Genomic DNA, 20,675 nt, shown 5'->3' with positions numbered 1-20,675 from the left:
GAGCCCGGGCCGGGGCTGACATGGCCTTTTTCCTCGGCCTGCTGACGGCCCTGGGCTTCGGCGCTGGCGACTTCTTTGGCGGCCTGGCCTCCCGGCGCATCCCGGCGCTGGTGGTCGCCTGCTATTCGCAGATCCTGGCCACCGTCGTCCTGCTGGTGATCGCTCTCCCGCTGGCGGGCCTGCCCGGGACCCAGGCCCTGATCTGGGGCGGGGCCTCGGGGCTCGCCCTGGCCCTCGGGCTGCTGGCCTACTACCACGGCCTGGCCAAGGGCTCGATGGGGCTGGTCGCCGCCGTGACCGGCGTGATCTCGGCCCTGGTGCCGCTGCTGGTCGGGCTGGTGATGGGCGAGCAGCCGGGCCCGCTGGCGCTGGCCGGGATCGCGGCCATCGTGATCGCGATCGGGATGATCTCCGGCGGTTCGCGCAAGGCGAGTCCACGCCGCCTGGACGAGCCCGTGCGTGGCCTGATGGCGCTGGCCCGGGGGGCGCACCCGGTGCGCGGGCTGGTGGACGCGACCATCGCCGGCGTCTGCTTCGGGCTGGTCTTCGTGTTCCTGAACGAGGCCGAGGCGGGCTCGCCGCTGTGGCCGGTGGTGGCGACCTCGGCGGTGGGCGCGCTGGCGCTGCTGGCGGTGATGCTGGTGCGCCGGCCGCAGACCGGGATGAGCCGCTCCACGCTGGTGCTGCTGTCGCTGGCCGGTCTGTTCCAGGCCGCGGCGACGCTCGCCTTTGTCGTGGCCGTGCGCATGGGCCTGCTGTCGATCATCGCGGTGGCCGGGGCGCTGTCGCCGGCCCCGACCGCGCTGATGGCGCGTTTTTTCCAGGCCGAGCGCATGTCGCGGGTGCAACTGACCGGTTTCGTCTTCGCCCTGGCGGGCATCGTCCTCATCGTGCTCGGCGGGCCCGGGTAGGGAACCGGCAAGTCTGTTAAGTTGGCGGCGTGACCCAACCCACAGGAGGTGCCAGGTGTCCGAAGATCCCAAGCCGGAAGTCGTGCGCAGCGACGTCAGCGAGCCCGCAGCCGGGCCGCGCAAGGACGTCACGATGGTCACCGTGGTGTACGTGCTGTACCTGGTGAGCTTCCTGACCGCGCTCACCGCGATCGCCGGCCTGATCATCGCCTATATCAAGCGGGGCGAGGCCGATAGCGTCAGCGTCTCCCACTTCACCTATCAGATCCGCACCTTCTGGATCGGGTTGCTGTTTGCCGTGATCGGAGCCATCACCACGCCCATCGGCATCGGCTTCCTGATCTTCCTGGCCCTGATCATCTGGCTGCTGGTGCGCTGCATCAAGGGCCTGCTGGCGAACAACGACAACCGCGCCATCGAGCAGCCCGAGACCTGGCTCTGGTAGTTCTTGTGCGCCGCCCTTGAGCGGCGTTGGCGAATGCGCGCGCGCCTGGAGCAATACCAGGTACTGATCTATCTGGTGGCCATTGCCCTGGGGCTGGGCCTGGGCCTGTCCGCGCCGGAGTTCGGGGCGATGCTGGATGCCGTGCTCTGGCCGGTGCTGGGGCTGTTGCTGTACGCCACGTTCGCGCAGACGCCGCTAAACCACATGGGCGCGGCGTTTCGCGAGCCGCGCCTGCTGGCGGCGGCGGTGATCGGCAACTTCGTGGTGATCCCGCTGCTGGTCTGGGCGATCCTTCAGGTCGCGCCGGGCGGTCCGGCGGTCCTGCTGGGCATCGCGCTGGTGCTGCTGGTCCCGTGCACCGACTGGTTCATCACCTTCACCCATCTGGGTGGGGGTGACACGCGCCGGGCGATCGCCTTTTCTCCCCTTTCGCTGTTGCTGCAGCTTTCCCTGTTGCCGCTGTATCTGTGGTGGCTCTTCGGTGGCGAGTTCACCCTGGTGCTGGCCGGCGGAGACGTGCTGAAGGCCTTTGCCGGCCTGATCCTGGTCCCGCTGGTTCTGGCGTATCTGACCGAACGCTGGGCCGGGGAAGATCCCGGTCGCGGGCGCGTGATCGCCGGCCTGGGGTGGTTGCCGGTGCCGCTGCTGGCCCTGGTGGTGCTGATCGTCGCCGCATCCCAGGTCCAGACGGTGCTCGACGGGGTCGGTGTCCTGCTGCCGTTATTGCTGATCTTTTCCGGTTTCCTGGTGGTTGCGGCCCTGCTGGCGCGGGCGCTGGCGCGAGCGTTCGGCCTGCCGGTCGCACAGGGGCGGGTGCTCGCTTTCAGCCTGGGATCGCGCAACTCCTTCGTTGTGCTCCCGATCGCACTGGCATTGCCGCAGGGACTGGAGTTGGCGGTGGTCGTGGTGGTGTTCCAGTCGCTGGTGGAGTTGGTCGGCATGGCCCTGTACCTGTGGTGGGTCCCTCGGCACCTGTTTCCCGCCCGGGCGCCGGCGCCTTGATCGGGCGGGTGTGCCCGCCCGCAAGCCATCGTAATGCGGTCCATGCCGGTTGTGTCTGGATGATCGTCGCGGCCCGAGGGAAGGCGTTGAGCCGGCCGTGGCGAGGGCGCGGGTGTCGTGAATTCGACAGGTTTCTGCGGCGGCGGCCTGCTGTTTTCTGTTTGTCACGGTTTTTTGACGATGCCGGCCTATACTCCGAAACGTGACGGGCGTCTCCCCGGGACCGGGGAGCCAGGGATTTTTTCGGACACGCGGGGAAGACCATGTCCGGATCAGGAAAGATCAACGGGGCCTTGTGGCCCGTAAGGCGCAGCGGGATCCTCGTCGCTGATGGAGACGCGCGGGACTTTGGTGCGGAGATCTACCGGATGTGTTCCTCGGACACACCCCGTGAAGTCGCCTGGCTGGATATGGGAGGGCATCCCGGGACTCCCGTGCCGCAACTTTCGAGTGCCTGGCATCTGCGCCGCCTGACGTTCCCGATGCCCCGGCCCTGGCCCGATCTGGGCGGGGTTCGGGTCGGCCTTCTGGATCTGGGACGCTCCCTGCCATCGCAGCTCGTCGACTTCGTCCACGCGCACCAGCACGTGAAGTGGATTGCCCTGGTCGATCCGGCGTTGTTACCGAGTCCGGAATTGCGCGACCTGATTCGGGACAGCTGCTACGACTTCCATACCCGGCCGCTGGATCAGGCCCGTCTGGAAGTGACCCTGGGCCGCGCCTGCGGGATGGCCGTTCTGGAGACACCCGCGGAGCCCGCCGCCGGCCTGCCGTCGGTGGACGAAGGCCGACCCATTATCGGCCACAGCGCTCCGATGCAGGCCCTCGCGCGGCAATTGAGCCGGGTCGCGGGATCGGACGCGCCGGTCCTCTTCCAGGGCGAAAGTGGAACCGGAAAAGAGCTTGCGGCTCGCACGGTGCACCGTCAGTCGCGGCGCAGCGAGGGTCCGTTTGTTGCGGTCAACTGCGGGGCGTTACCGGCGCAGTTGATCCAGTCCGAACTGTTCGGTCACGAGGCCGGCGCATTCACCGGTGCGACCCGCCGCAAGATCGGTCAGCTCGAGCTGGCCCATGGCGGGACCCTGCTGCTGGACGAGATCGGGGATCTGGGGCTCGACCTGCAGGTGAATCTGCTGCGTTTCCTGCAAGAGGGGACGCTGCTGCGTCTGGGTGGCCTGCAGCCGATCCAGGTGGATGTGCGTGTCCTGGCCGCGACCCATGTCGATCTGTTCAAGGCCGTAGAGGCCGGCCGATTCCGGGAAGACCTCTATTACCGCCTGAATGTGATTCAGCTGGACGTGCCCCCGTTGCGGGAGCGTGGGGCCGACCTGGTGGAGCTGGCCCATTTCTACTTCGACCGGTTTCGTGGCCAGAACCCGCGCCTGCGCGGATTTACCCGTGCGGCCATCCAGGCGCTCTACAGCCATCGCTGGCCGGGCAATGTCCGGGAGCTGGTCAACCGTATTCAGCGGGCCGTGACCATGGCGGACGGGCGCCTGATCCGGCCGGAGGATCTGGGGCTTGCGGCGCCGCTCGAGGGCAGCGGCCGGGAGACGCTGGCGCAGGCCCGTGCCCGCGCGGAACGCGAGACGGTGATGCGGGCGCTGGGGCAGTGCGACAACAACCTGTCGCGCGCCGCACGCGAGCTGGGAGTAGGGCGGGTGACGCTTTATCGCTTGCTCGACAAGTACGGGATGCGTCCGTCCAAGCACTGAACCCCGGGTTCAGGCGCGATGGAGCGGTCCCGGTTCTGGGGGGCACGCCGCGGTGCGCCGTCTGGCGCGCGGCCGGTGTGTTCCCGTTTGCACGGCCCCGAGGGGGCATGGAGAACGCACGTGAACAAGATCCGGGTCGGGAGGTGGGGGGCGGGGCTGGTCCCGCTGTTTCTGGGGTTGTCGGCCACGGTCGCCGCGCAGGAGCCCCGCGAGGCGGTCGGGGACGCGCCACGGGACCAGGGCCCGCAGGTTACGGTCTTCGAGGAGCGCGGCATGCTTACGCCGCAGGGGCAATGGGTGATCGAGCCTTCGCTCGCCTATGTGCACAGCAGCGCGCTGGATGTCTCGATCGAGGGCTTCACCATCATCCCGGCCCTGGCGATCGGGCTGATCGATGTCAGCGAGACGGAACGGGACACGCTGACGGCCGCGGTGGCATTGCGGTACGGGCTCACCGACCGGCTCGAGGTCGGGCTCAAGATTCCCTGGGTCTACCGCGAACAGCAGGTGCGCCGGCGCGACATCCTGGAAGGAACGGAACTGGAGCGGGTGACCGGGTCCACCGGCAGCGGCCTGGGGGATGTCGAGTTCGGGCTGTCCTACCAGTTCAACACCGCCGATCGCGGGCGCCCTTTCTTTATCGGCAATCTGAAGGCAAAGAGCCGCACCGGGACGGACCCGTTCTCGGTGGATCGACGCCGGATCGTGGACGAGGACGGGAACCGGCTCGGCGAGATCTTCCTGGAACAGCCCACCGGATCCGGCTTCTGGGCCGTGCAGCCCAGCGTGACCATGATCTACCCGACCGATCCCGCCGTACTGTTCGCGAACGTCAGCTATCTGTGGAATATCGAGCGGGATGTGGGTCCGGACTACGGCACGGTGGATCCGGGGGACGCCTTCGGCGCCAGCCTCGGCATGGCCATCAGCCTGAATGACCGTACCTCGATGAGCCTGGGTTATGACCACAGCGTGGTGTTTCGGACCCGCGTGGAGAACGATCCCGGGCTGGAGCCCGTGTTCGGTCGGCGCCAGGTGGGGACGCTGCTGTGGGGGGTGTCGCATCGCCTGACTGAACGCACCAGCCTGAACTTCTCGCTGGGGGTGGGGGTGACCGAGTCCGCGCCCGATGTGCAGATGACCGTGCGGGTGCCGATGCGTTTCTGAGATCGCTGCCGCGAACGACGGCGGCGGGGCTACCAGCCGCGACCGCCGTCGGTTAGCTGCTGCTCCAGGGCCCGGCCAAGGTCGCTGCGCGGCATCTGCAGGTTGCGCAGCTCCAGTTGCAGGATTGTCTGGTGCTGGATGGCCTGACCGTCCAGCTGGTTCTGGATGGTCGTGACCCAGCCCTGGCCGCTGGCCGTTTCCGAGACGAACGTCTGTGCCGGGAGGCCCGCCGTCGCGTTGAGAATCGTGATGCGACCGGCGGAGGGGTGGCTCGTCGCGGCGCCAAGGGTTCCCAGTGGATGCAGCGTGCTCTGGTGCAGGATCTCGCCATTCAGGGCCGTGATCTGTTCCAGGCCGATCGCGATCTGCAGCCCGTCGCGGCCGAAGAAGCCACCGCGCTGCTCGGCCAGCACCGCATCGGCGACCACCCGCGGGTCACCCGCGCCGGGAAGCGTTTCCAGTGCCTGGGCCGCGACGGGCAGGCCGACGGCGAGGATGCAAAGCGCCAGGCGGGCAAGCGTCGAACCGGTCCGCGGCCCTCGGGGGGGCGAGGCATCGCATCGCTGCGGGGATATGGGGGCCATGGACGTTACCATTCCCGGGCCCGTGGCAGATTCAGGGTGAAACTGGCCAGGTCGCGGCGCACCACGCCGTCCTCGACGGGTGCGCGGGTGATGGCGGCCCACGTCTGGGGGGCGTTGAAGTTCGCGCGGGCGCGCTCGACCTCTTCGCGGATGATGAACAGGATGTCGTTTACCCAGGCCGCCTCGAACTCGGGTCGGCGGTAGCTCTTCAATCCCAGGGCCGGGTCCCCGACCAGGACCTCGCCCTCGCGCAGGCCCTTGATGACCACAAAGTGCCGATAGCCGCGCGTCTCGATCATCGCGATGGCGGGCACGCCCAGCCCCTCCAGGTCGTCCAGGCCGATCCGGAAGCCGTCCGCCGCCAGGCCGGCCTCCGCCCCGAGGTAGTTCTTCATGTCCAGCAGCGAAAAGCCCTGGGCCCGGATCAGGTCCTGGTCACCGCGGCGGAACATGCCGTCAAAGGTGGTGGTTTCCACCGTGGGCCGGTCGTAGTGGTAACTGAGCAGGGTGGCCAGTGCGGCGGAGCCGCAGCTGAAGTCGTATTGCTGCGGGACCACCGAGCGAAAGCGCAGGGCCTTCATGCTCTCGACCGGGACGTTCATGCTGCCAATCATCCCGGGAACCTGCGCCCCGCCCGCCTGGGCCTGCAGCGCCTGGGGTGCCAGCAGGGCAAGCACCAGGATCCCCGGCGCAAGCAGAAGGTGGTGGTGCCGCATGTTCACGGGTGGATCGTGACGTTCACGATCATGGATTCCTGGATGGCCACGTTATGGCCGGTGTTCTGGATGACGGTGGAAAACCCGCGGGCATTGTCGAAGGCGCCCGGCGCGATCAGGTTGGTGCCGCTATGGCCGCCCATAACGACGTTGTCATGCAGGGCGATCTGGGAGTGGACCTGGCCCAGCTGGATGTTGCTGACCCCCTGGCGCGCCCGTTGCTGGTTGAGGGTGTCGGCATCCACCGACGTCAGGCCCTGAAGGTCCAGCGTGCCGGATGCGGCGAGGTTTGTTTGACTGTCGCGAGGGTCGGCCGCGCTGGCGGAACCGGCCGCCAGGAGCAGCGTGCCCAGCATCGCGGCGAACAAGGATCGGGTGAACAAGGATCGGGTGAACAAGGATCGGGTGAACAAGGATTGCGAATATCTCGGATGGAGGCGCATGACCGGATTCTCCAGTGCAGGGCCGTGACGCGACGGGTCTCGGACCCGCCGCGTGGCACGGACTAGTTGCCCAGATTGAGGTGTGCCTGCACCGATACCTGCTGTTGCGTCAGGCTGTTGGCCCCGCTGTTCTGCGAGACCTGGGTGATGCCGGCGGGGGCCACGAAGGAATCGGAACCGATCGAGTTGCGGGCGATGTTGCGCGCACCCTCGGCGATGTCCACATAGTTCCCGGTGACCGTGCCGGACAGCTCGTTCTGGCTCACCACCGCGTTGACCTGCAGCATGGTGTTGAAGCTGTCGGTGGCGGTGTTGTTGCCGGAATCCATGACCGCCAGGCTGTTGTCCGAGTTGTCGCTCTGATCGCGGGTCACGCTGGCAGTGGAGCCGTTGTTGGCCGCGGCACTGTTGTCGTCGGCATTGGCCGAGCTGTTGTCGGAGCTGTCGTTGCCCGAATCGGAGATGTTCAGGCTGTTATCGGAGCTGTCATTGCCCGAGTCGGCGATGTTCAGGCTGTTATCCGAGTTGTCATTGCCCGAGTCAGCGATGTTCAGGCTGTTATCCGAGCTGTCGTTACCCGAATCAGCGATGTTCAGGCTGTTGTCCGAGTTGTCGTTGCCCGAGTCGGCGATATTCAGGCTGTTGTCGGAACTGTCGTTGCCCGAGTCGGAGACCGTGGTGTTTCCGGAGTCCGCCACATTCGTGCTGTTGTCCGAACTGTCGTTGCCGGAGTCGGCGATGTTCAGACTGTTGTCGGAGCTGTCATTGCCCGAATCCGAGACCGTGGTGTTGCCGGAGTCGGCCACACTGGTGCTGTTGTCGGAACTGTCGGACAGATCGGAGTCATTGATCGCCACCGCCAGCGAGTTCTCGTTCGCGGATGCGCCGCCATTGTCGGCGGTCGAGGAGGCGGTAGCGGTTTGGTCGCCGACCTCGCCTTCCGCCGTGTTGGTCGGATTGGCCAGTGCCAGACCGGAACTCAGGCCGAAGGCAAGTGCGATCGCGGAAGCAATAAGCGTTTTTTTGAAGTCCATGATGAATCTCCTTGTGATAGCGGAACTGCATTTGTGGACGTCGTAATGACCCGGTGCCTGGCACTGGGCATTACGGTCCAATTTTCTGCAAGGCTTGGGCCAGATGGTCAGTTCTTTTTTATTTCAATGGCTTGGGATGCATTCACTGGCTACGCTCAGGGTCATCTGTACCGCTGATGGAACACCGGTTCACGTCGCTTGCGTTGACAAATTCCGTAAGCGACGGAAATACATGAGAAAAGCGGGTGAATCCGGACTGATCCGCCAGCGAGACATGGCCCCCGGATCTCCACGGGGAGGCTGGCTGGGTCTTGCACTTGTGCTCGGGCCGCGCGCTGTGCGGAGCCGATGCAGTGACTGCCGCGCTGACGCGCTACTCCGGTACGGCAGCTGCTGGCAAACCGCGCCGGGTCTTGCAGCGATGCCGCATGCCGGCAGGCGACTGCAGCGGGCCGTGCGCGCTCAAGTCTTCCGGCAGCGTGCCGTTATCGCAATATATGGAGGGCGTTATGTGCGTCCGGGCCCCGGGATCGGGAACCCGCGCCGGTGCCCGCCGCTCTATCCGTAATCTGGACCGAGGTGCATTCCGCGCTCGGCACTGCCTTGGGTTCACGACATGACGACCGACGCCTTCACCCTTGACCGTCTGCATCGCCAGGGCGATCGCATCATGGTCGCGGTCATGGGATTTCTCTTCATCCTGACACTGGGGCTTTCCGCCTGGCACGGCACCCTGACCGCCGCGCTCGCGTTCGGCCTGCCGGCGCTGGCCATCGCGGGGACGCTTTTGTGGGCATCACCCGGGAGCCTTCTTAACCGGCTGGTGAATGGCGGTTTCCTGATGGGCTTTGCGGCGCTGATGATCCATCAGGGGCAGGGCATGATCGAGATGCACTTCGCGATCTTCGTGCTGCTGGCCTTCCTGCTCTACTACCGCGACTGGCGTGTATTGGTACTTGCCGCGGCCGTGATCGCGGTCCATCACCTGTCGTTTCATTACCTGCAGGAGGCCGGGGTGGGGGTTTACGTCTTCCCGCCGCACGCGGGCCACGCACACGGGCTGGGGCTGGTGATGCTGCACGCGGCGTTCGTGGTGTTCCAGACCGGCTTGCTGGTGTACATGGCCCGGCTGCTGCATCGCGAGGGCCAAGAAGCCGAGGAACTGCATGCCATCACTGCTCAGCTCCAGGTCCGGGATGGTGTTGTGAACCTGAGCCTGGATGCGGCGCAGGGGCATAGCGCCATTGCCCGGCAACTGGGCGATTACCTCGGCGCGGTGCGGCGTGCGGTGCTGGAGACTCGTGCGACCGCCTCGGCCCTGGGGGAGATGTCGGCACGGTTGGGGACGACGGTCAACCGCAGCGAACAGGCGGCGCAAAGCCAACAGTCGAATACCGATCAGATCGCATCGGCGGTTACCGAGATGGAGGCCAGCGCGCGCGAGGTCTCGGGCCATGCCCGCGATGCCGCGGCGGCCACCGGCAGCGCGGATGAACAGGGGCGTAGTGTACGGGCGGAGCTGCAGGATACGGTTGCCATGATCGAGTCCCTGGCGCAGCAGGTGGAGACGTCCGGCGCCGGGGTGCGCGATCTCGTGGCCCAGGCGGAGACGGTGGGCGGTGTGCTCGAGGTTATTCAATCAGTCGCCGAAAAGACCAACCTCCTGGCCCTGAACGCCGCTATCGAGGCGGCACGGGCCGGCGAGCAGGGCCGTGGCTTTGCGGTGGTAGCCGACGAGGTGCGTAGGCTGGCCTCGCAGACCGGTGAGTCCACCGAGGAGATTCGGGGTATCGTCGAACGCCTGCAGGAAGGCGCCAGGCGCGCGGAGGTGGCGAGCCGCGAGGCCGGCGAGCAGGCGGCGGCCGGGGTGGATCGGGTACGTGAGGCCACGCATGCCCTGCAGGCTATTGCCGACGCCGTGAGCCATATCCGGCAGATGAACGACCAGATTGCCCTGGCCGCCGAGGAGCAGACCCGCGTGACGGGCGAAACCGCGGAGAATGTGGAGCACGTGTCGGAGGTCGCCCGAGCGGTGGCCGAGGATTCGGTCGCCAGCCGCGAGGTGGCGGACCAGCTCCAGCGTCTGAGCCAGGATCTGGGCGCGGGGATGGAGCGTTTCCGGATCGACGGCGAGCGCGCCTGAGCTCAGGCGGGCGTTTGCAAGCGGTTAAGACGGCCGCACGCGCGAGGGCCCGCAGCCGTCCGTTCCCGGATTAGCGTTCCAGGTACTGCAACTTGTTCTCGACGCCGTCCCATTCCTCGGCGTCTTCCGGCGGGTCCTTGCGCGCGGTGATCACCGGCCAGGTGCGCGAGAGCTCGGCATTCAGCTCGATGAAATGCATCTGGTCCTCTGGTACGTCGTCCTCTGGCAGTATGGCTTCGGCCGGACATTCCGGTTCGCACAGGGTGCAGTCGATGCACTCGTCCGGATCGATGGCCAGGAAGTTCGGGCCTTCGTGGAAGCAGTCGACGGGGCAGACCTCGACGCAGTCGGTGTACTTGCACTTGATGCAGTTATCGATAACGACGAACGTCATGGTGTTTCTCCCTTTTTGTTCAGTCTTGTGACCGGTCGTTTCCGCTGACCGCCCTGGCCGAGCGTGAACCGGCCGTGGCACCGACAGCCGGCAGGATTTCGCCGCATTGTAACGCCTCCCCCGCGGCTGTCGGGAATCCCGGGCGAACCCTGGCCACATTCGGGGGCTTCGCGCCAGCGGCGGACCGATTGCCGCGGCCCTTCCGGGACCTCGCAATGACAGGGAAACCATCTCGTCACCGCAAGGAGTGGTCACTCCTCAACCCCTCATCGCAGGGCGCAACCCTCCCCTTAATCCATCATTGCCAGGAGCGGCCATCCCCTTCTCCGTCATCGCGAGGAGCGAAGCGACGTGGCGATCTCTCGGTGGACCCCCGGCGCGGGGTCCCTCGGTGAATTCCGATGGTTCCGAAAGTGGTTGCCACGGCCCCTTCAGGACCGCACAACGAGCGCGTCAATCCGGGTTGCGCAGCGCGTCCTTCATGCGGTAGAGCGCGTCCAGGGCCTCGCGCGGGGACATCTCGTCCGGGTCCAGGGTGTCGAACAGGGCCTTCAGGGCGCGTTCTTCCGGGGCCGGCGCGGGGCGCGCCTCGGGCTCCGGCTCGGCGGCCGCTGGCCCGGGCGGCGCGGTGAACAGGCCGAGCTGGGGCGAGTCGGCGGCCGCGGCGCGGTCCTCCAGCTCGCGCAGGTGGGTGCGGGCGAGTTTCAGCACGTCGGCCGGTACCCCGGCCAGTTGCGCGACCTGCAACCCGTAGCTCTGGTTGGCCGGCCCCTCGCGGACCTGGTGCAGGAACACGATGCTGTGTTCGTGCTCCATGGCGTCGGTGTGCACGTTGGCCACGGCCGCTTCGCGTTCGGCCAGTGCGGTCAGCTCGAAGTAATGCGTGGCGAACAGGGTCAGCGCGCGGTTGTGGCGCGCCAGGCGTTCGGCGCAGGCCAGCGCGAGCGCCAGCCCGTCGAAGGTGCTGGTGCCGCGCCCGATCTCGTCCATCAGCACCAGGCTTTCGGGACCGGCGTTGTGCAGGATATTCGCGGCTTCGGTCATCTCCACCATGAAGGTGGAGCGCCCGGAGGTCAGGTCGTCGGAGGCCCCGATGCGGGTGAAGATGCGGTCCACCGGCCCGATCTGCGCCCGCGCGGCCGGCACGAAGCTGCCCATGCAGGCCAGCAGCACGATCAGGGCCGTCTGGCGCATGTAGGTGGACTTGCCGCCCATGTTGGGCCCGGTGATCACCAGCAGGCGGCGCTCTTCGGGGTCCAGTTCGGTGTCGTTGGCGACAAACGGCGCGTCCAGACCGGCCTCCACCACCGGGTGGCGCCCCTGCTCGATGCGGATGCCGGGATTCTCCACCAGTTCCGGGCAGTGCCAGTCCAGGCGCTGGGCGCGCTCGGCCAGGCAGGCGAGGGCGTCCAGTTCGGCGAGCGCGTCGGCGATGGCGCGCAGGCGCGGGGCGCGGCCCTGAAGCTCGGTGATCAGGCCGTCGAACAGGGCGCGCTCGCGGGCCATCGCCTGCTCGCGGGCGGAGAGGATCTCGTCCTCGAAGCGCTTGAGTTCCTCGGTGGTGTAGCGCTCGGCATTCTTCAGGGTCTGGCGGCGCATGAAGCGTCCGGGCAGCTCCGCCGAGCGCGTGCGCGAGACCTCGATGTAGTAACCGTGCACGCGGTTGTAGGCGACCTTCAGGGTGGGGATGCCGGTGGCCTCGCGCTCGCGTGCCTCGATCTCGCGCAGGAACGAGTCGGCGTCGTGCTCCAGTGCGCGCAGGCGGTCCAGCTCGGCATCGAAGCCCGGTCGGATCATGCCGCCGTCGGTGACGCGCAGCGGGGGCTCCTCGACCAGCGCGGCGGCCAGAGTGGTGCTCAGGTCGGCCTCCGGGGCCAGGGCCTGATGCAGGGCCTGCAGGGCGTCGCTGTTCCCGGCCACGGGCGTCAGGGCCTGGTGCAGCGGCGGCAGGCGTTCGAGGCTCGCGAGCAGGGCGGTCAGGTCGCGTGGGCGCGCGCTGCCGAGGACGATGCGCGACAGGATGCGTTCGACATCCGCACTACCGGCCAGGGCCTCGCGCAGCGGCGTGGTGGCGCCGGCCTCCAGCAGCGCGGTGATGGCGGTCTGGCGCTCGCGGATGACGGCGCGGTCACGCAGCGGCTGGTGCAGCCACTGCAGCAGCCGGCGCGAACCCATCGCCGAGCGGGTGGTGTCCAGCAGGGCCAGCAGCGATCCCTGGCGTTCGCCGCCGAGCGTCCGGGTCAGTTCCAGGTTGCGGCGGGTGGCCGGGTCGAGCACCAGCATCTGGCTGCGCAGTTCGTGCGCCAGACCGGTGATGTGGGCGAGATCGCCGCGATAGCGGTTCTGCACGTAGGCGAGCAGGGCGCCGGCGGCGGCGATGCCGAGGTCGAGGCCGTCGCAGCCGAAGCCGGAGAGGTCGCGGGTGCCGAAGTGTGTGGTGAGCACGCGCCGCGCGGAGACGCCGTCGAAGTGCCAGTCCGCGTGGCGTTGTGGCGCGAATCCGTCGATCCCGGGGATCGGCGCGGCCTGATCGGGGATCAGGCATTCCACCGGGTCCAGACGCGCCAGCTCGGCGGCCAGTTCGGTCGCGTCGCGCACCTCCAGCAGGCGGAACTGGCCGCTGGCGAACTCCAGACTGGCGATCCCGTAGCCCTCCTTGCGGCCCTTGATTGCGGCCGAGCCGGCGGGGCAGACGGCGACCAGCCGGTTGATGCTGCGGGCCTCCAGCAGGGCCTCTTCGGTAACCGTGCCGGGGGTGACGATGCGCACCACCTCGCGTTTGACCGGGCCCTTCTGCGCGCCTACCGCGCCGGTCTGCTCGCAGATGGCCACGCTCTCGCCCAGCTTCAGCAGGCGCGAGAGATAGCTCTCCAGGGTGTGCACCGGGATCCCGGCCATGGGGATCGGCTGCCCGGCGGACTCGCCGCGCCGGGTCAGGGTGATGTCGAGCAGCGAGGCCGCGCGCTCGGCATCGTCGTAGAACAGCTCGTAGAAATCGCCCATGCGATAGAGCAGCAGCGTGTCCGGGTACTCGGCCTTGATGCCGAGGTACTGCTGCATCATCGGGGTATGGGCGGAAAGGGGTTCGGCGGTGCTCATCGGTTCGGCTGCGCTCGATCCGGGCAAACGCGCAGTATACGGATGCAGCGCGCCACATGGCAGGTGGGTCTGGCCTGGCATGTTGTGCCACACTCGAGGCCGTGCGGCGGACGCCACGTCAGGGAGGGGCGAACATGATCGGGGAAGAGGATCGGCGCAATCACCGGCGGATGCAGGTGCAGGGCGAGGCGCGCATGACCTGGCGCTCCAGCGGCGAGTCGGTCGCGGTGCGGCTGGAGGACCTGTCGGCGACGGGCTGTGCGTTCGTGGTCCAGCGCGAGACCGACCCGGGGGTCGATGTCAGCGTGGTGGTGCCAAGTCCCGATGGCCGCCTGGCGGGGCTGGAACGCCACGGCCGCGTGGTGCGCTGCGACGCCGTCGATCCAGCCGATGGCGGCGGCTGGCGGGTTGCGGTCGCCTTCGATACGGAGGGATGATCGCGCCATGACCGCCGCATCCAGCAGCACGATCCTGACTTCGGGGGAAACCGACGCCCCCGGCCTCTCCGCGCTGGTGTACGACCTGGGCGAGCGCCTGATGGCACGGGGCGAGCGTCTATGCACCGTGGAATCCTGCACCGGTGGCGGCATCGCCCAGGCGATGACCGATGTTCCGGGCAGCTCGCAATGGTTCGAATGCGGCTGGGTGGCGTACTCCAACGCGGCCAAGACGGCGATGGTCGGGGTCCCGGCCGAATTGATCGCGGAACACGGCGCGGTCAGCGAGGCCGTGGCCCGCGCGATGGTCGAGGGCGCACTGGCCCGCTGCGATGCGGATCATGCGCTCTCGGTCACCGGGATCGCCGGGCCCGGTGGCGGGACCGCGGACAAGCCGGTCGGTACGGTCTGCTTCGGCTGGCAGACGCGCGGCCAGGAGGTGCGCGTCGCGACCCGCCATTTCCCCGGCGAACGCCACGCCGTTCGTCTGCAGTCAATGCTCCACGCCCTGAGCGAACTGCTCGCCCACGAGGCGGCCTGACGCCGCTCGGGGCGGGTTTCGTGCCCGGCATTGATCCGCGCAGGATCCCGGGTTGGGTCGTTCCCCGCCCTGTGGGATACTGCGGCCCCGTATCCGGCCCGCAACGGGTCGGAAATCATCGCTGCAAGTATCGGGAGGCAAACCGTGGACGAGAATCGCAAGAAGGCCCTGACCGCCGCACTGGGGCAGATCGAACGCCAATTCGGCAAGGGCGCCGTGATGCGCATGGGCGATCAGCAGGCGGTCGACGTCCCCGCGATCTCCACGGGCTCCCTGGCGTTGGACATCGCGCTGGGCATCGGCGGCGTGCCGCGCGGGCGCGTGGTCGAGATCTACGGGCCGGAGTCCTCGGGCAAGACGACCCTGACCCTGCAGGTGGTGGCCGAGGCGCAGAAGGTGGGCGGTACCGCCGCGTTCGTGGATGCCGAGCATGCGCTGGACCCGACCTACGCCGAGAAGCTGGGCGTGAACGTCGATGACCTGCTGGTCTCGCAGCCGGATACCGGGGAGCAGGCCCTGGAGATCGCCGACATGCTGGTGCGCTCCGGCGCGGTGGACGTGGTGATCGTCGACTCCGTGGCGGCGCTCACGCCCAAGGCCGAGATCGAGGGCGAGATGGGCGACTCCCACGTCGGCCTGCAGGCGCGGCTGATGTCCCAGGCCCTGCGCAAGCTGACCGCCAACATCAAGCGTTCCAACACGCTGGTGATCTTCATCAACCAGATCCGCATGAAGATCGGCGTGATGTTCGGCAGCCCCGAGACCACAACCGGCGGCAACGCGCTCAAGTTCTATTCCTCCGTGCGCATGGATATCCGCCGCATCGGCGCGATCAAGAAGGGCGACGAGGTGATCGGCAACGAGACCCGCGTAAAGGTCGTGAAGAACAAGATGGCGCCCCCGTTCAAGGAGGCCTACTTCGAGATCCTCTATGGCGAGGGTATCTCGCGGGTCGGCGAGATCATCGAGATGGGCGTGAAGGAAGGCCTGATCGACAAGGCGGGTGCCTGGTACAGCTACAACGGCGAGCGTATCGGCCAGGGCAAGGAGAACGCCCGCCAGTACCTGAAGGACAACCCGCAGATCGCCGAGGAAGTCGAAAAGACCCTGCGCGAACGCCTGCTGCCGAAGCGCAACAAGGCCGCGGCGGAGGACGAGCCGGTCGATGCCCCGGTCGAGGAGCAAGGCTGACCCGGCCGACCCGGACGCCGCACTGGAGGCCGGGCTCCGGCTGCTGGTGCGGCGCGAGCACTCCGCGCTGGAGCTTGCGCGCAAGCTGGCCGAGCGCGGGTTCGAGCGCGACGCGGTGGACGCCGCACTCGAACGCGCGCGCGAGCTCGACTACCTGAGCGACACCCGCTACGCGGATTTTATCGCCCGCCACCGCACCGAGCAGGGCTACGGCGAGCAGCGCATCCGCGCCGAGCTCGCCCACAACGGCATCGGCAGCGATACCGTCAATGCCGCCCTCGAGGCCCTGGAGGTCGACTGGACCGATCAGGCCCGCGGCCAGCTCGAACGCCACTTCCGCCACCGCCCCGATACCCGCGAAGACGAGGCCCGCATGCTCCGCCACCTGGCCGGCCGCGGCTTCCCCAGTGGCGTTGCCCACCAGGCCCTCGCCGCCTGGAAAGACGCATCATCCAGGGACTGATGTGGGAGCGGGCTTGCCCGCGAATGCTCCCGCCGATGGTTATGTTGGCGTTTTCGCGGCCAAGGCCGCTCCCACAATGCACTTCCCGAGCACCGGAAGCATGGCCCGAAGGCGGGCCCGGCAATACGCGGCTGGGGCGCTTGCGTGATAGCATTCCGGGTTTGACCCCAACGCTCACCGGAACCGCATGAAAAGCGCCGACATTCGCCGGAGTTTCCTCGAATTCTTTGAAGGGCATGGCCATACGATCGTGCCGTCCAGCCCGCTGGTACCGGGCAATGACCCCACGTTGCTGTTTACCAACGCGGGCATGGTGCAGTTCAAGGATGTGTTCCTCGGGCGCGAGAAGCGTCCGTATACCCGGGCGGTGTCCACGCAGCGCTGCGTGCGCGCGGGCGGCAAGCACAACGACCTCGAGAACGTCGGCTATACCGCGCGCCACCACACGTTCTTCGAGATGCTGGGCAACTTCAGCTTCGGCGACTACTTCAAGCGCGACGCGATCCACTACGCCTGGCAGTTCCTGACCGAGTCCATTGGCCTGCCGCCGGAGAAGCTGTGGGTCACGGTCTACGAGACCGACGACGACGCCTACAGCGTCTGGGCGAACGAGATCCAGGTGCCGGCCGAGCGCATCATCCGCATCGGCGACGACCCCGATGGCGGTTCCGACAACTTCTGGCAGATGGGCGACACCGGCCCCTGCGGCCCCTGTACCGAGGTCTTCTATGACCACGGTCCGGAGGTGGAGGGCGGCCCGCCCGGTTCCCCGGACGAGGACGGCGATCGCTACATCGAGATCTGGAATCTGGTGTTCATGCAGTACGACCGTGACGCGGACGGCACGCTGAACCCGCTGCCGCGCCCGTCGGTGGATACCGGCATGGGCCTGGAGCGCCTGGCCGCCGTACTGCAGGGCGTGCACTCCAATTACGAGATCGACCTGTTCCAGGACCTGATCGCGGCCGCCGCACGTGTGACCGGGGCGAAGGAAAGCGATTCCGCCTCGCTGCGCGTGATTGCCGACCACATCCGTTCCATCGCCTTCCTGATTACCGACGGCGTGCTGCCGTCCAACGAGGGCCGTGGCTACGTGCTGCGCCGCATCATCCGTCGCGCCGCGCGCCATGGCTTCAAGGTGGGCGCGCAGGACGCCTTCCTCTATCAGATGGTCGGCGACCTGGTGCGCGCGATGGGCGAGGCCTTCCCGGAGCTGGCCGAGGCGCAGGCCCAGGTCGAGAAGGTGCTGGAGAAGGAAGAGCGCAAGTTCCTGGAGACGCTCGACAAGGGCATGAAGATCCTCGAGGACGACCTGCGTGATCTCGAAGGCCAGGTGATCCCGGGCGAGACCATCTTCCTGCTGTATGACACCTACGGCTTCCCGGTGGACCTGACCGGCGATATCGCCCGCGAGCGTGGCCTGGAGCTGGACATGGCGGGCTTCGAGTCCGCGATGGCCGGTCAGCGTGCCCGGGCCCGCGCCGCCAGCCACTTCTCCATGGACGACGGCGGCCTGCCGCAGGTCGATCTCGAGACCACATTCTCGGGCTACGAGACCGTCGACGACGAGGGCCGCGTGGTCGCGCTGTACCAGAACGGCGAGCCGGTCGAGCGACTCGAGGTTGGCGCCGAGGGCCTGGTGGTGCTGGACCGCACGCCGTTCTACGGCGAGTCCGGTGGCCAGGTGGGCGATGTCGGCACGCTCAGCGGTTCCGGCGTGCGTTTCCAGGTCGGCGATACGCGCAAGCAGGGCGCGGCGCATATCCATGTCGGCCAGGTACGCGCCGGCACGCTGGAGGTCGGTCAGGCGCTGCAGGCCTCGGTGGAAGGCCCGCGCCGCGAGAACATCCGTCGCCATCACTCGGCGACCCACCTGCTGCACAAGGCCCTGCGCGACCAGCTGGGCGATCACGTACAGCAGAAGGGCTCGCTGGTCGATGCCGAGCGCCTGCGTTTCGACTTCACCCACATGGAGCCGCTGACCGACGAGCAGATCCGCTCCATCGAAGCCCAGGTCAACGCCGAGATCCTGGCCAACGAGGCCACCGATACCCGCGTGATGGACATCGAGTCGGCGATGGAGTCGGGCGCGGTCGCGCTGTTCGGCGAGAAGTACGGCGATCAGGTCCGGGTGCTGAAGATCGGGACCTCCGTGGAGCTGTGCGGGGGCACGCACGTGGACCGCACCGGCGATATCGGCCTGTTCCGCATCACCTCCGAGGGCGGGGTGGCCGCCGGCATCCGGCGCATCGAGGCGGTGGCCGGCGAGGTCGCCCTGCGCTGGGTGGACGAGCAGCTCGGGTATCTGGATGCGATCGCCGACCGCCTGCGCGCCGGGCGCAGCGAGGCGGCCGACAAGGTCGCCCAGCTGCAGGAGCGCTCGCGCGAACTCGAAAAGCAGATCGATCAGCTCAAGGGCAAACTGGCCAGCCAGGCCGGCAGTGACCTGGCCTCGCAGGCGCAGGAGGTCGGCGGGGTTCAGGTGCTGGCCGCGAAGGTCGAGGGCGTGGAGCCCAAGGCCCTGCGTGACATGGTCGACCAGCTCAAACAGAAGCTGGGGCAGGGCGTGGTGGTACTGGGCACCGCCACCGACGAGGGCAAGGTCAGCCTGGTGGCCGGCGTGACCAAGGCCGAGACCGACCGCTTCAAGGCCGGCGATCTGGTGGGTCACGTCGCCGCGCAGGTCGACGGCAAGGGCGGCGGCCGCCCGGACATGGCGATGGCCGGTGGCCAGAGCCCGGACAAGCTGGAGGCCGCGCTGGCCTCGGTCGCCGACTGGGTACGCGAACGCGCCTGATCGGCCACGAGTCTGCGCAGCCGTCATCGCGAGGCGCGCAGCGCCGCGGCGATCTCCAGGGGTTGCCCCGGCGCTGGAAGGCGGGTGGTTCCGGTGGTTTCGGACGGCGGTTGCCGCGGCCCCTGACGGGGCCTCGCAACGACGGTGGTCTTTTCATCGCGAGGCGCGCAGCGCCGCGGCGATCTCCTTGGGATAGCGCCGCCGCTGACGGGCCTCGCAACGACGGATATTTTGTTGTCTAATGGTGGCCTTTTAAGTAAACGCTAATGGATGGGGTGCGCCCTGTCCGGACGGCCGCAAGGGCCGGGCACGGAACGGAATCTTCAAATGGCGTTGCTGGTACTCAAATTTGGCGGCACCTCGGTGGGCTCGCCCGAACGCATCCAGGCGGTCGCGGAACGCGCCCTGAAACTGCGCGAGGAAGGGCACCAGCTGGTGATCGTGGTCTCCGCGATGAGCGGCGAGACCGATCGTCTGCTGGGGCTCGCCCACGCGCTGAACCCGCGGGCGGATGGCCGCGAGCTGGACGTGCTGCTGTCCACCGGCGAGCAGGTCACCATCGCGCTGCTGGCGATGGCGCTGGAGGCGCGCGGCTGCGACGCGCGCTCCTACACCGGCGCGCAGGTGACCATCCGCACCGACAGCGCGCATAACAAGGCGCGCATCCGCAGCATCGACGATGCCCGCGTGCGGGGCGACTTGGACGCCGGGCGCGTGGTGGTCGTGGCCGGTTTCCAGGGCGTGGACGAACACGGTGCGATCACCACCCTGGGCCGGGGGGGCTCGGATACCACCGCAGTCGCGCTGGCCGCGGCGCTCAAGGCCGACGAGTGCCGCATCTACACGGATGTCGACGGCGTCTACACCACCGATCCGCGCCTGGTCCCGAATGCCCGCCGGTTGCACAGCATCACCTTCGAGGAGATGCTGGAGATGGCAAGCCTCGGTTCCAAGGTGCTGCAGATCCGGGCGGTGGAATTCGCCGGCAAGTACAACGTCCCGTTACGAGTGCTGTCCTCGTTCGAGGAAGGACCGGGGACCCTGATTACCACGGAGGAGGATGCGCAGGTGGAACAGGCGCTGGTTGCGGGTATCGCGTTCAATCAGAACGAGGCCCAGCTGACGATTCAGGGCGTCCCCGATCAGCCGGGGGTCGCGCATCGCATCCTCGGCCCGATCGCGGAGGCCAATATCGAGGTGGACATGATCGTGCAGAACGTGGGCGCGGATCAGACCACCGACTTCACCTTTACGGTTCATCGCAACGACTACGACAAGGCCCTCGAGATCCTGCAGGCGGCGGCCAGGGACCTCAACGCCCGCGAGGTCGCCGGCGACACCCACATCGTCAAGATCTCCGTGGTGGGCGTCGGCATGCGCTCGCACGCCGGCATCGCCAGCAAGATGTTCGAGGCCCTGTCGCGCGAAACCATCAACATCCGGATGATCTCCACCTCGGAAATCAAGATCTCCGTGGTGGTGGATGAGAAGTATCTCGAACTTGCGGTACGTGCATTGCACGATGCATTTGAACTCGAACACGACCCAGCCGGTCAACAGGAGGACGGTTAAGGATGACAGACCGTAAAACGG

At 67.6% G+C, this 20,675-nt stretch carries 18 protein-coding genes; 12 read left to right on the top strand and 6 right to left on the bottom strand.

Going from position 1 to position 20,675, the window contains the following annotated elements; translation table 11 throughout:
• Nucleotides 1-20: 20 nt before the first annotated feature.
• From H609_RS0106620 to H609_RS0106600, 5 genes are all read left to right on the top strand, one after another.
• The gene (locus H609_RS0106620) at nucleotides 21-911 is read left to right on the top strand and encodes an EamA family transporter (RefSeq protein WP_028484604.1); all 891 of its coding nucleotides are present in this window, start codon (nucleotides 21-23) and stop codon (nucleotides 909-911) included.
• 55 nt (nucleotides 912-966) lie between these two features.
• Nucleotides 967-1,356, top strand: a complete 390-nt coding sequence (locus H609_RS0106615; protein ID WP_028484603.1) for a membrane protein — start codon at nucleotides 967-969, stop codon at nucleotides 1,354-1,356.
• Nucleotides 1,357-1,389: 33 nt separating this feature from the next.
• Nucleotides 1,390-2,358 carry an arsenic resistance protein gene (locus H609_RS0106610; protein WP_028484602.1) on the top strand — a complete coding sequence of 323 codons (969 nt, stop codon included), beginning with the start codon at nucleotides 1,390-1,392 and terminating at the stop codon, nucleotides 2,356-2,358.
• A gap of 368 nt (nucleotides 2,359-2,726) precedes the next feature.
• Nucleotides 2,727-4,073, top strand: coding sequence for a sigma-54 dependent transcriptional regulator (locus tag H609_RS0106605; RefSeq protein WP_028484601.1), 1,347 nt, complete (start codon nucleotides 2,727-2,729; stop codon nucleotides 4,071-4,073).
• A 120-nt stretch (nucleotides 4,074-4,193) separates the two neighbouring features.
• Entirely contained in the window at nucleotides 4,194-5,240 is a 1,047-nt protein-coding gene (locus tag H609_RS0106600) for a transporter (protein ID WP_018876287.1), read from the top strand.
• A gap of 29 nt (nucleotides 5,241-5,269) precedes the next feature.
• Here H609_RS0106600 and H609_RS0106595 read toward each other — a convergent pair whose 3' ends face one another.
• From H609_RS0106595 to H609_RS0106580, 4 genes are all read right to left on the bottom strand, one after another.
• The gene (locus H609_RS0106595; RefSeq protein WP_028484600.1) at nucleotides 5,270-5,749 is read right to left on the bottom strand and encodes a hypothetical protein; all 480 of its coding nucleotides are present in this window, start codon (nucleotides 5,747-5,749) and stop codon (nucleotides 5,270-5,272) included.
• Nucleotides 5,750-5,829: 80 nt separating this feature from the next.
• Entirely contained in the window at nucleotides 5,830-6,546 is a 717-nt protein-coding gene (locus H609_RS0106590; protein ID WP_018877672.1) for a C39 family peptidase, read from the bottom strand.
• A complete protein-coding gene (locus tag H609_RS0106585; RefSeq protein ID WP_018876289.1) occupies nucleotides 6,543-6,896 on the bottom strand; it encodes a hypothetical protein in 354 nt (117 codons plus the stop codon). Before H609_RS0106585 ends, H609_RS0106590 begins: the two co-directional genes overlap by 4 nt.
• Nucleotides 6,897-7,045: 149 nt before the next feature.
• Nucleotides 7,046-8,017 (bottom strand): hypothetical protein, encoded by a 972-nt coding sequence (locus tag H609_RS0106580; RefSeq protein ID WP_028484599.1) that lies wholly within the window; start codon nucleotides 8,015-8,017, stop codon nucleotides 7,046-7,048.
• Between the two features lie 616 nt (nucleotides 8,018-8,633).
• On the opposite strand from H609_RS0106580, the gene H609_RS0106575 reads away from it, so the two are divergent.
• Entirely contained in the window at nucleotides 8,634-10,160 is a 1,527-nt protein-coding gene (locus tag H609_RS0106575) for a methyl-accepting chemotaxis protein (RefSeq protein WP_028484598.1), read from the top strand.
• 70 nt (nucleotides 10,161-10,230) lie between these two features.
• Here H609_RS0106575 and fdxA read toward each other — a convergent pair whose 3' ends face one another.
• Both fdxA and mutS read right to left on the bottom strand, forming a co-directional pair.
• Nucleotides 10,231-10,554 carry a ferredoxin FdxA gene (gene fdxA, locus H609_RS0106570; RefSeq protein ID WP_018876291.1) on the bottom strand — a complete coding sequence of 108 codons (324 nt, stop codon included), beginning with the start codon at nucleotides 10,552-10,554 and terminating at the stop codon, nucleotides 10,231-10,233.
• A gap of 453 nt (nucleotides 10,555-11,007) precedes the next feature.
• Nucleotides 11,008-13,653, bottom strand: coding sequence for a DNA mismatch repair protein MutS (mutS, locus tag H609_RS0106565; RefSeq protein ID WP_018882664.1), 2,646 nt, complete (start codon nucleotides 13,651-13,653; stop codon nucleotides 11,008-11,010).
• Nucleotides 13,654-13,787: 134 nt separating this feature from the next.
• On the opposite strand from mutS, the gene H609_RS0106560 reads away from it, so the two are divergent.
• From H609_RS0106560 to H609_RS0106535, 6 genes are all read left to right on the top strand, one after another.
• Nucleotides 13,788-14,090, top strand: coding sequence for a PilZ domain-containing protein (locus tag H609_RS0106560; RefSeq protein ID WP_018877671.1), 303 nt, complete (start codon nucleotides 13,788-13,790; stop codon nucleotides 14,088-14,090).
• A gap of 7 nt (nucleotides 14,091-14,097) precedes the next feature.
• The gene (locus tag H609_RS0106555; protein ID WP_018877670.1) at nucleotides 14,098-14,631 is read left to right on the top strand and encodes a CinA family protein; all 534 of its coding nucleotides are present in this window, start codon (nucleotides 14,098-14,100) and stop codon (nucleotides 14,629-14,631) included.
• Nucleotides 14,632-14,775: 144 nt separating this feature from the next.
• Complete coding sequence (recA, locus tag H609_RS0106550; protein ID WP_028484596.1) at nucleotides 14,776-15,822, top strand: recombinase RecA; 1,047 nt, start codon at nucleotides 14,776-14,778, stop codon at nucleotides 15,820-15,822.
• The gene (locus tag H609_RS0106545; RefSeq protein WP_028484595.1) at nucleotides 15,797-16,285 is read left to right on the top strand and encodes a regulatory protein RecX; all 489 of its coding nucleotides are present in this window, start codon (nucleotides 15,797-15,799) and stop codon (nucleotides 16,283-16,285) included. The genes recA and H609_RS0106545 overlap by 26 nt, the downstream gene beginning before the upstream one ends.
• A 187-nt stretch (nucleotides 16,286-16,472) precedes the next feature.
• Nucleotides 16,473-19,082 carry an alanine--tRNA ligase gene (gene alaS / locus H609_RS0106540; protein WP_028484594.1) on the top strand — a complete coding sequence of 870 codons (2,610 nt, stop codon included), beginning with the start codon at nucleotides 16,473-16,475 and terminating at the stop codon, nucleotides 19,080-19,082.
• A gap of 327 nt (nucleotides 19,083-19,409) precedes the next feature.
• Nucleotides 19,410-20,654: an aspartate kinase gene (locus H609_RS0106535; RefSeq protein WP_018866033.1), complete on the top strand. Its 1,245-nt coding sequence runs from the start codon at nucleotides 19,410-19,412 to the stop codon at nucleotides 20,652-20,654.
• Nucleotides 20,655-20,675: the final 21 nt, after the last annotated feature.

This window comes from Thioalkalivibrio sp. ALE17 (assembly GCF_000425605.1).
Lineage (GTDB): Bacteria > Pseudomonadota > Gammaproteobacteria > Ectothiorhodospirales > Ectothiorhodospiraceae > Thioalkalivibrio.
This window is presented reverse-complemented; position numbering and strand designations above follow the sequence as displayed.

Bases quoted from the DNA above. Each gene is read 5' to 3' on its own strand.
- fdxA (WP_018876291.1), bottom strand. From the start codon at position 10,554: ATGACGTTCGTCGTTATCGATAACTGCATCAAGTGCAAGTACACCGAC.
- H609_RS0106620 (WP_028484604.1), top strand. From the start codon at position 21: ATGGCCTTTTTCCTCGGCCTGCTGACGGCCCTGGGCTTCGGCGCTGGC.
- alaS (WP_028484594.1), top strand. From the start codon at position 16,473: ATGAAAAGCGCCGACATTCGCCGGAGTTTCCTCGAATTCTTTGAAGGG.
- H609_RS0106605 (WP_028484601.1), top strand. From the start codon at position 2,727: ATGTGTTCCTCGGACACACCCCGTGAAGTCGCCTGGCTGGATATGGGA.
- H609_RS0106585 (WP_018876289.1), bottom strand. From the start codon at position 6,896: ATGCTGGGCACGCTGCTCCTGGCGGCCGGTTCCGCCAGCGCGGCCGAC.
- H609_RS0106535 (WP_018866033.1), top strand. From the start codon at position 19,410: ATGGCGTTGCTGGTACTCAAATTTGGCGGCACCTCGGTGGGCTCGCCC.
- H609_RS0106580 (WP_028484599.1), bottom strand. From the start codon at position 8,017: ATGGACTTCAAAAAAACGCTTATTGCTTCCGCGATCGCACTTGCCTTC.
- H609_RS0106575 (WP_028484598.1), top strand. From the start codon at position 8,634: ATGACGACCGACGCCTTCACCCTTGACCGTCTGCATCGCCAGGGCGAT.
- H609_RS0106560 (WP_018877671.1), top strand. From the start codon at position 13,788: ATGATCGGGGAAGAGGATCGGCGCAATCACCGGCGGATGCAGGTGCAG.
- mutS (WP_018882664.1), bottom strand. From the start codon at position 13,653: ATGAGCACCGCCGAACCCCTTTCCGCCCATACCCCGATGATGCAGCAG.
- H609_RS0106610 (WP_028484602.1), top strand. From the start codon at position 1,390: ATGCGCGCGCGCCTGGAGCAATACCAGGTACTGATCTATCTGGTGGCC.
- H609_RS0106545 (WP_028484595.1), top strand. From the start codon at position 15,797: ATGCCCCGGTCGAGGAGCAAGGCTGACCCGGCCGACCCGGACGCCGCA.
- H609_RS0106555 (WP_018877670.1), top strand. From the start codon at position 14,098: ATGACCGCCGCATCCAGCAGCACGATCCTGACTTCGGGGGAAACCGAC.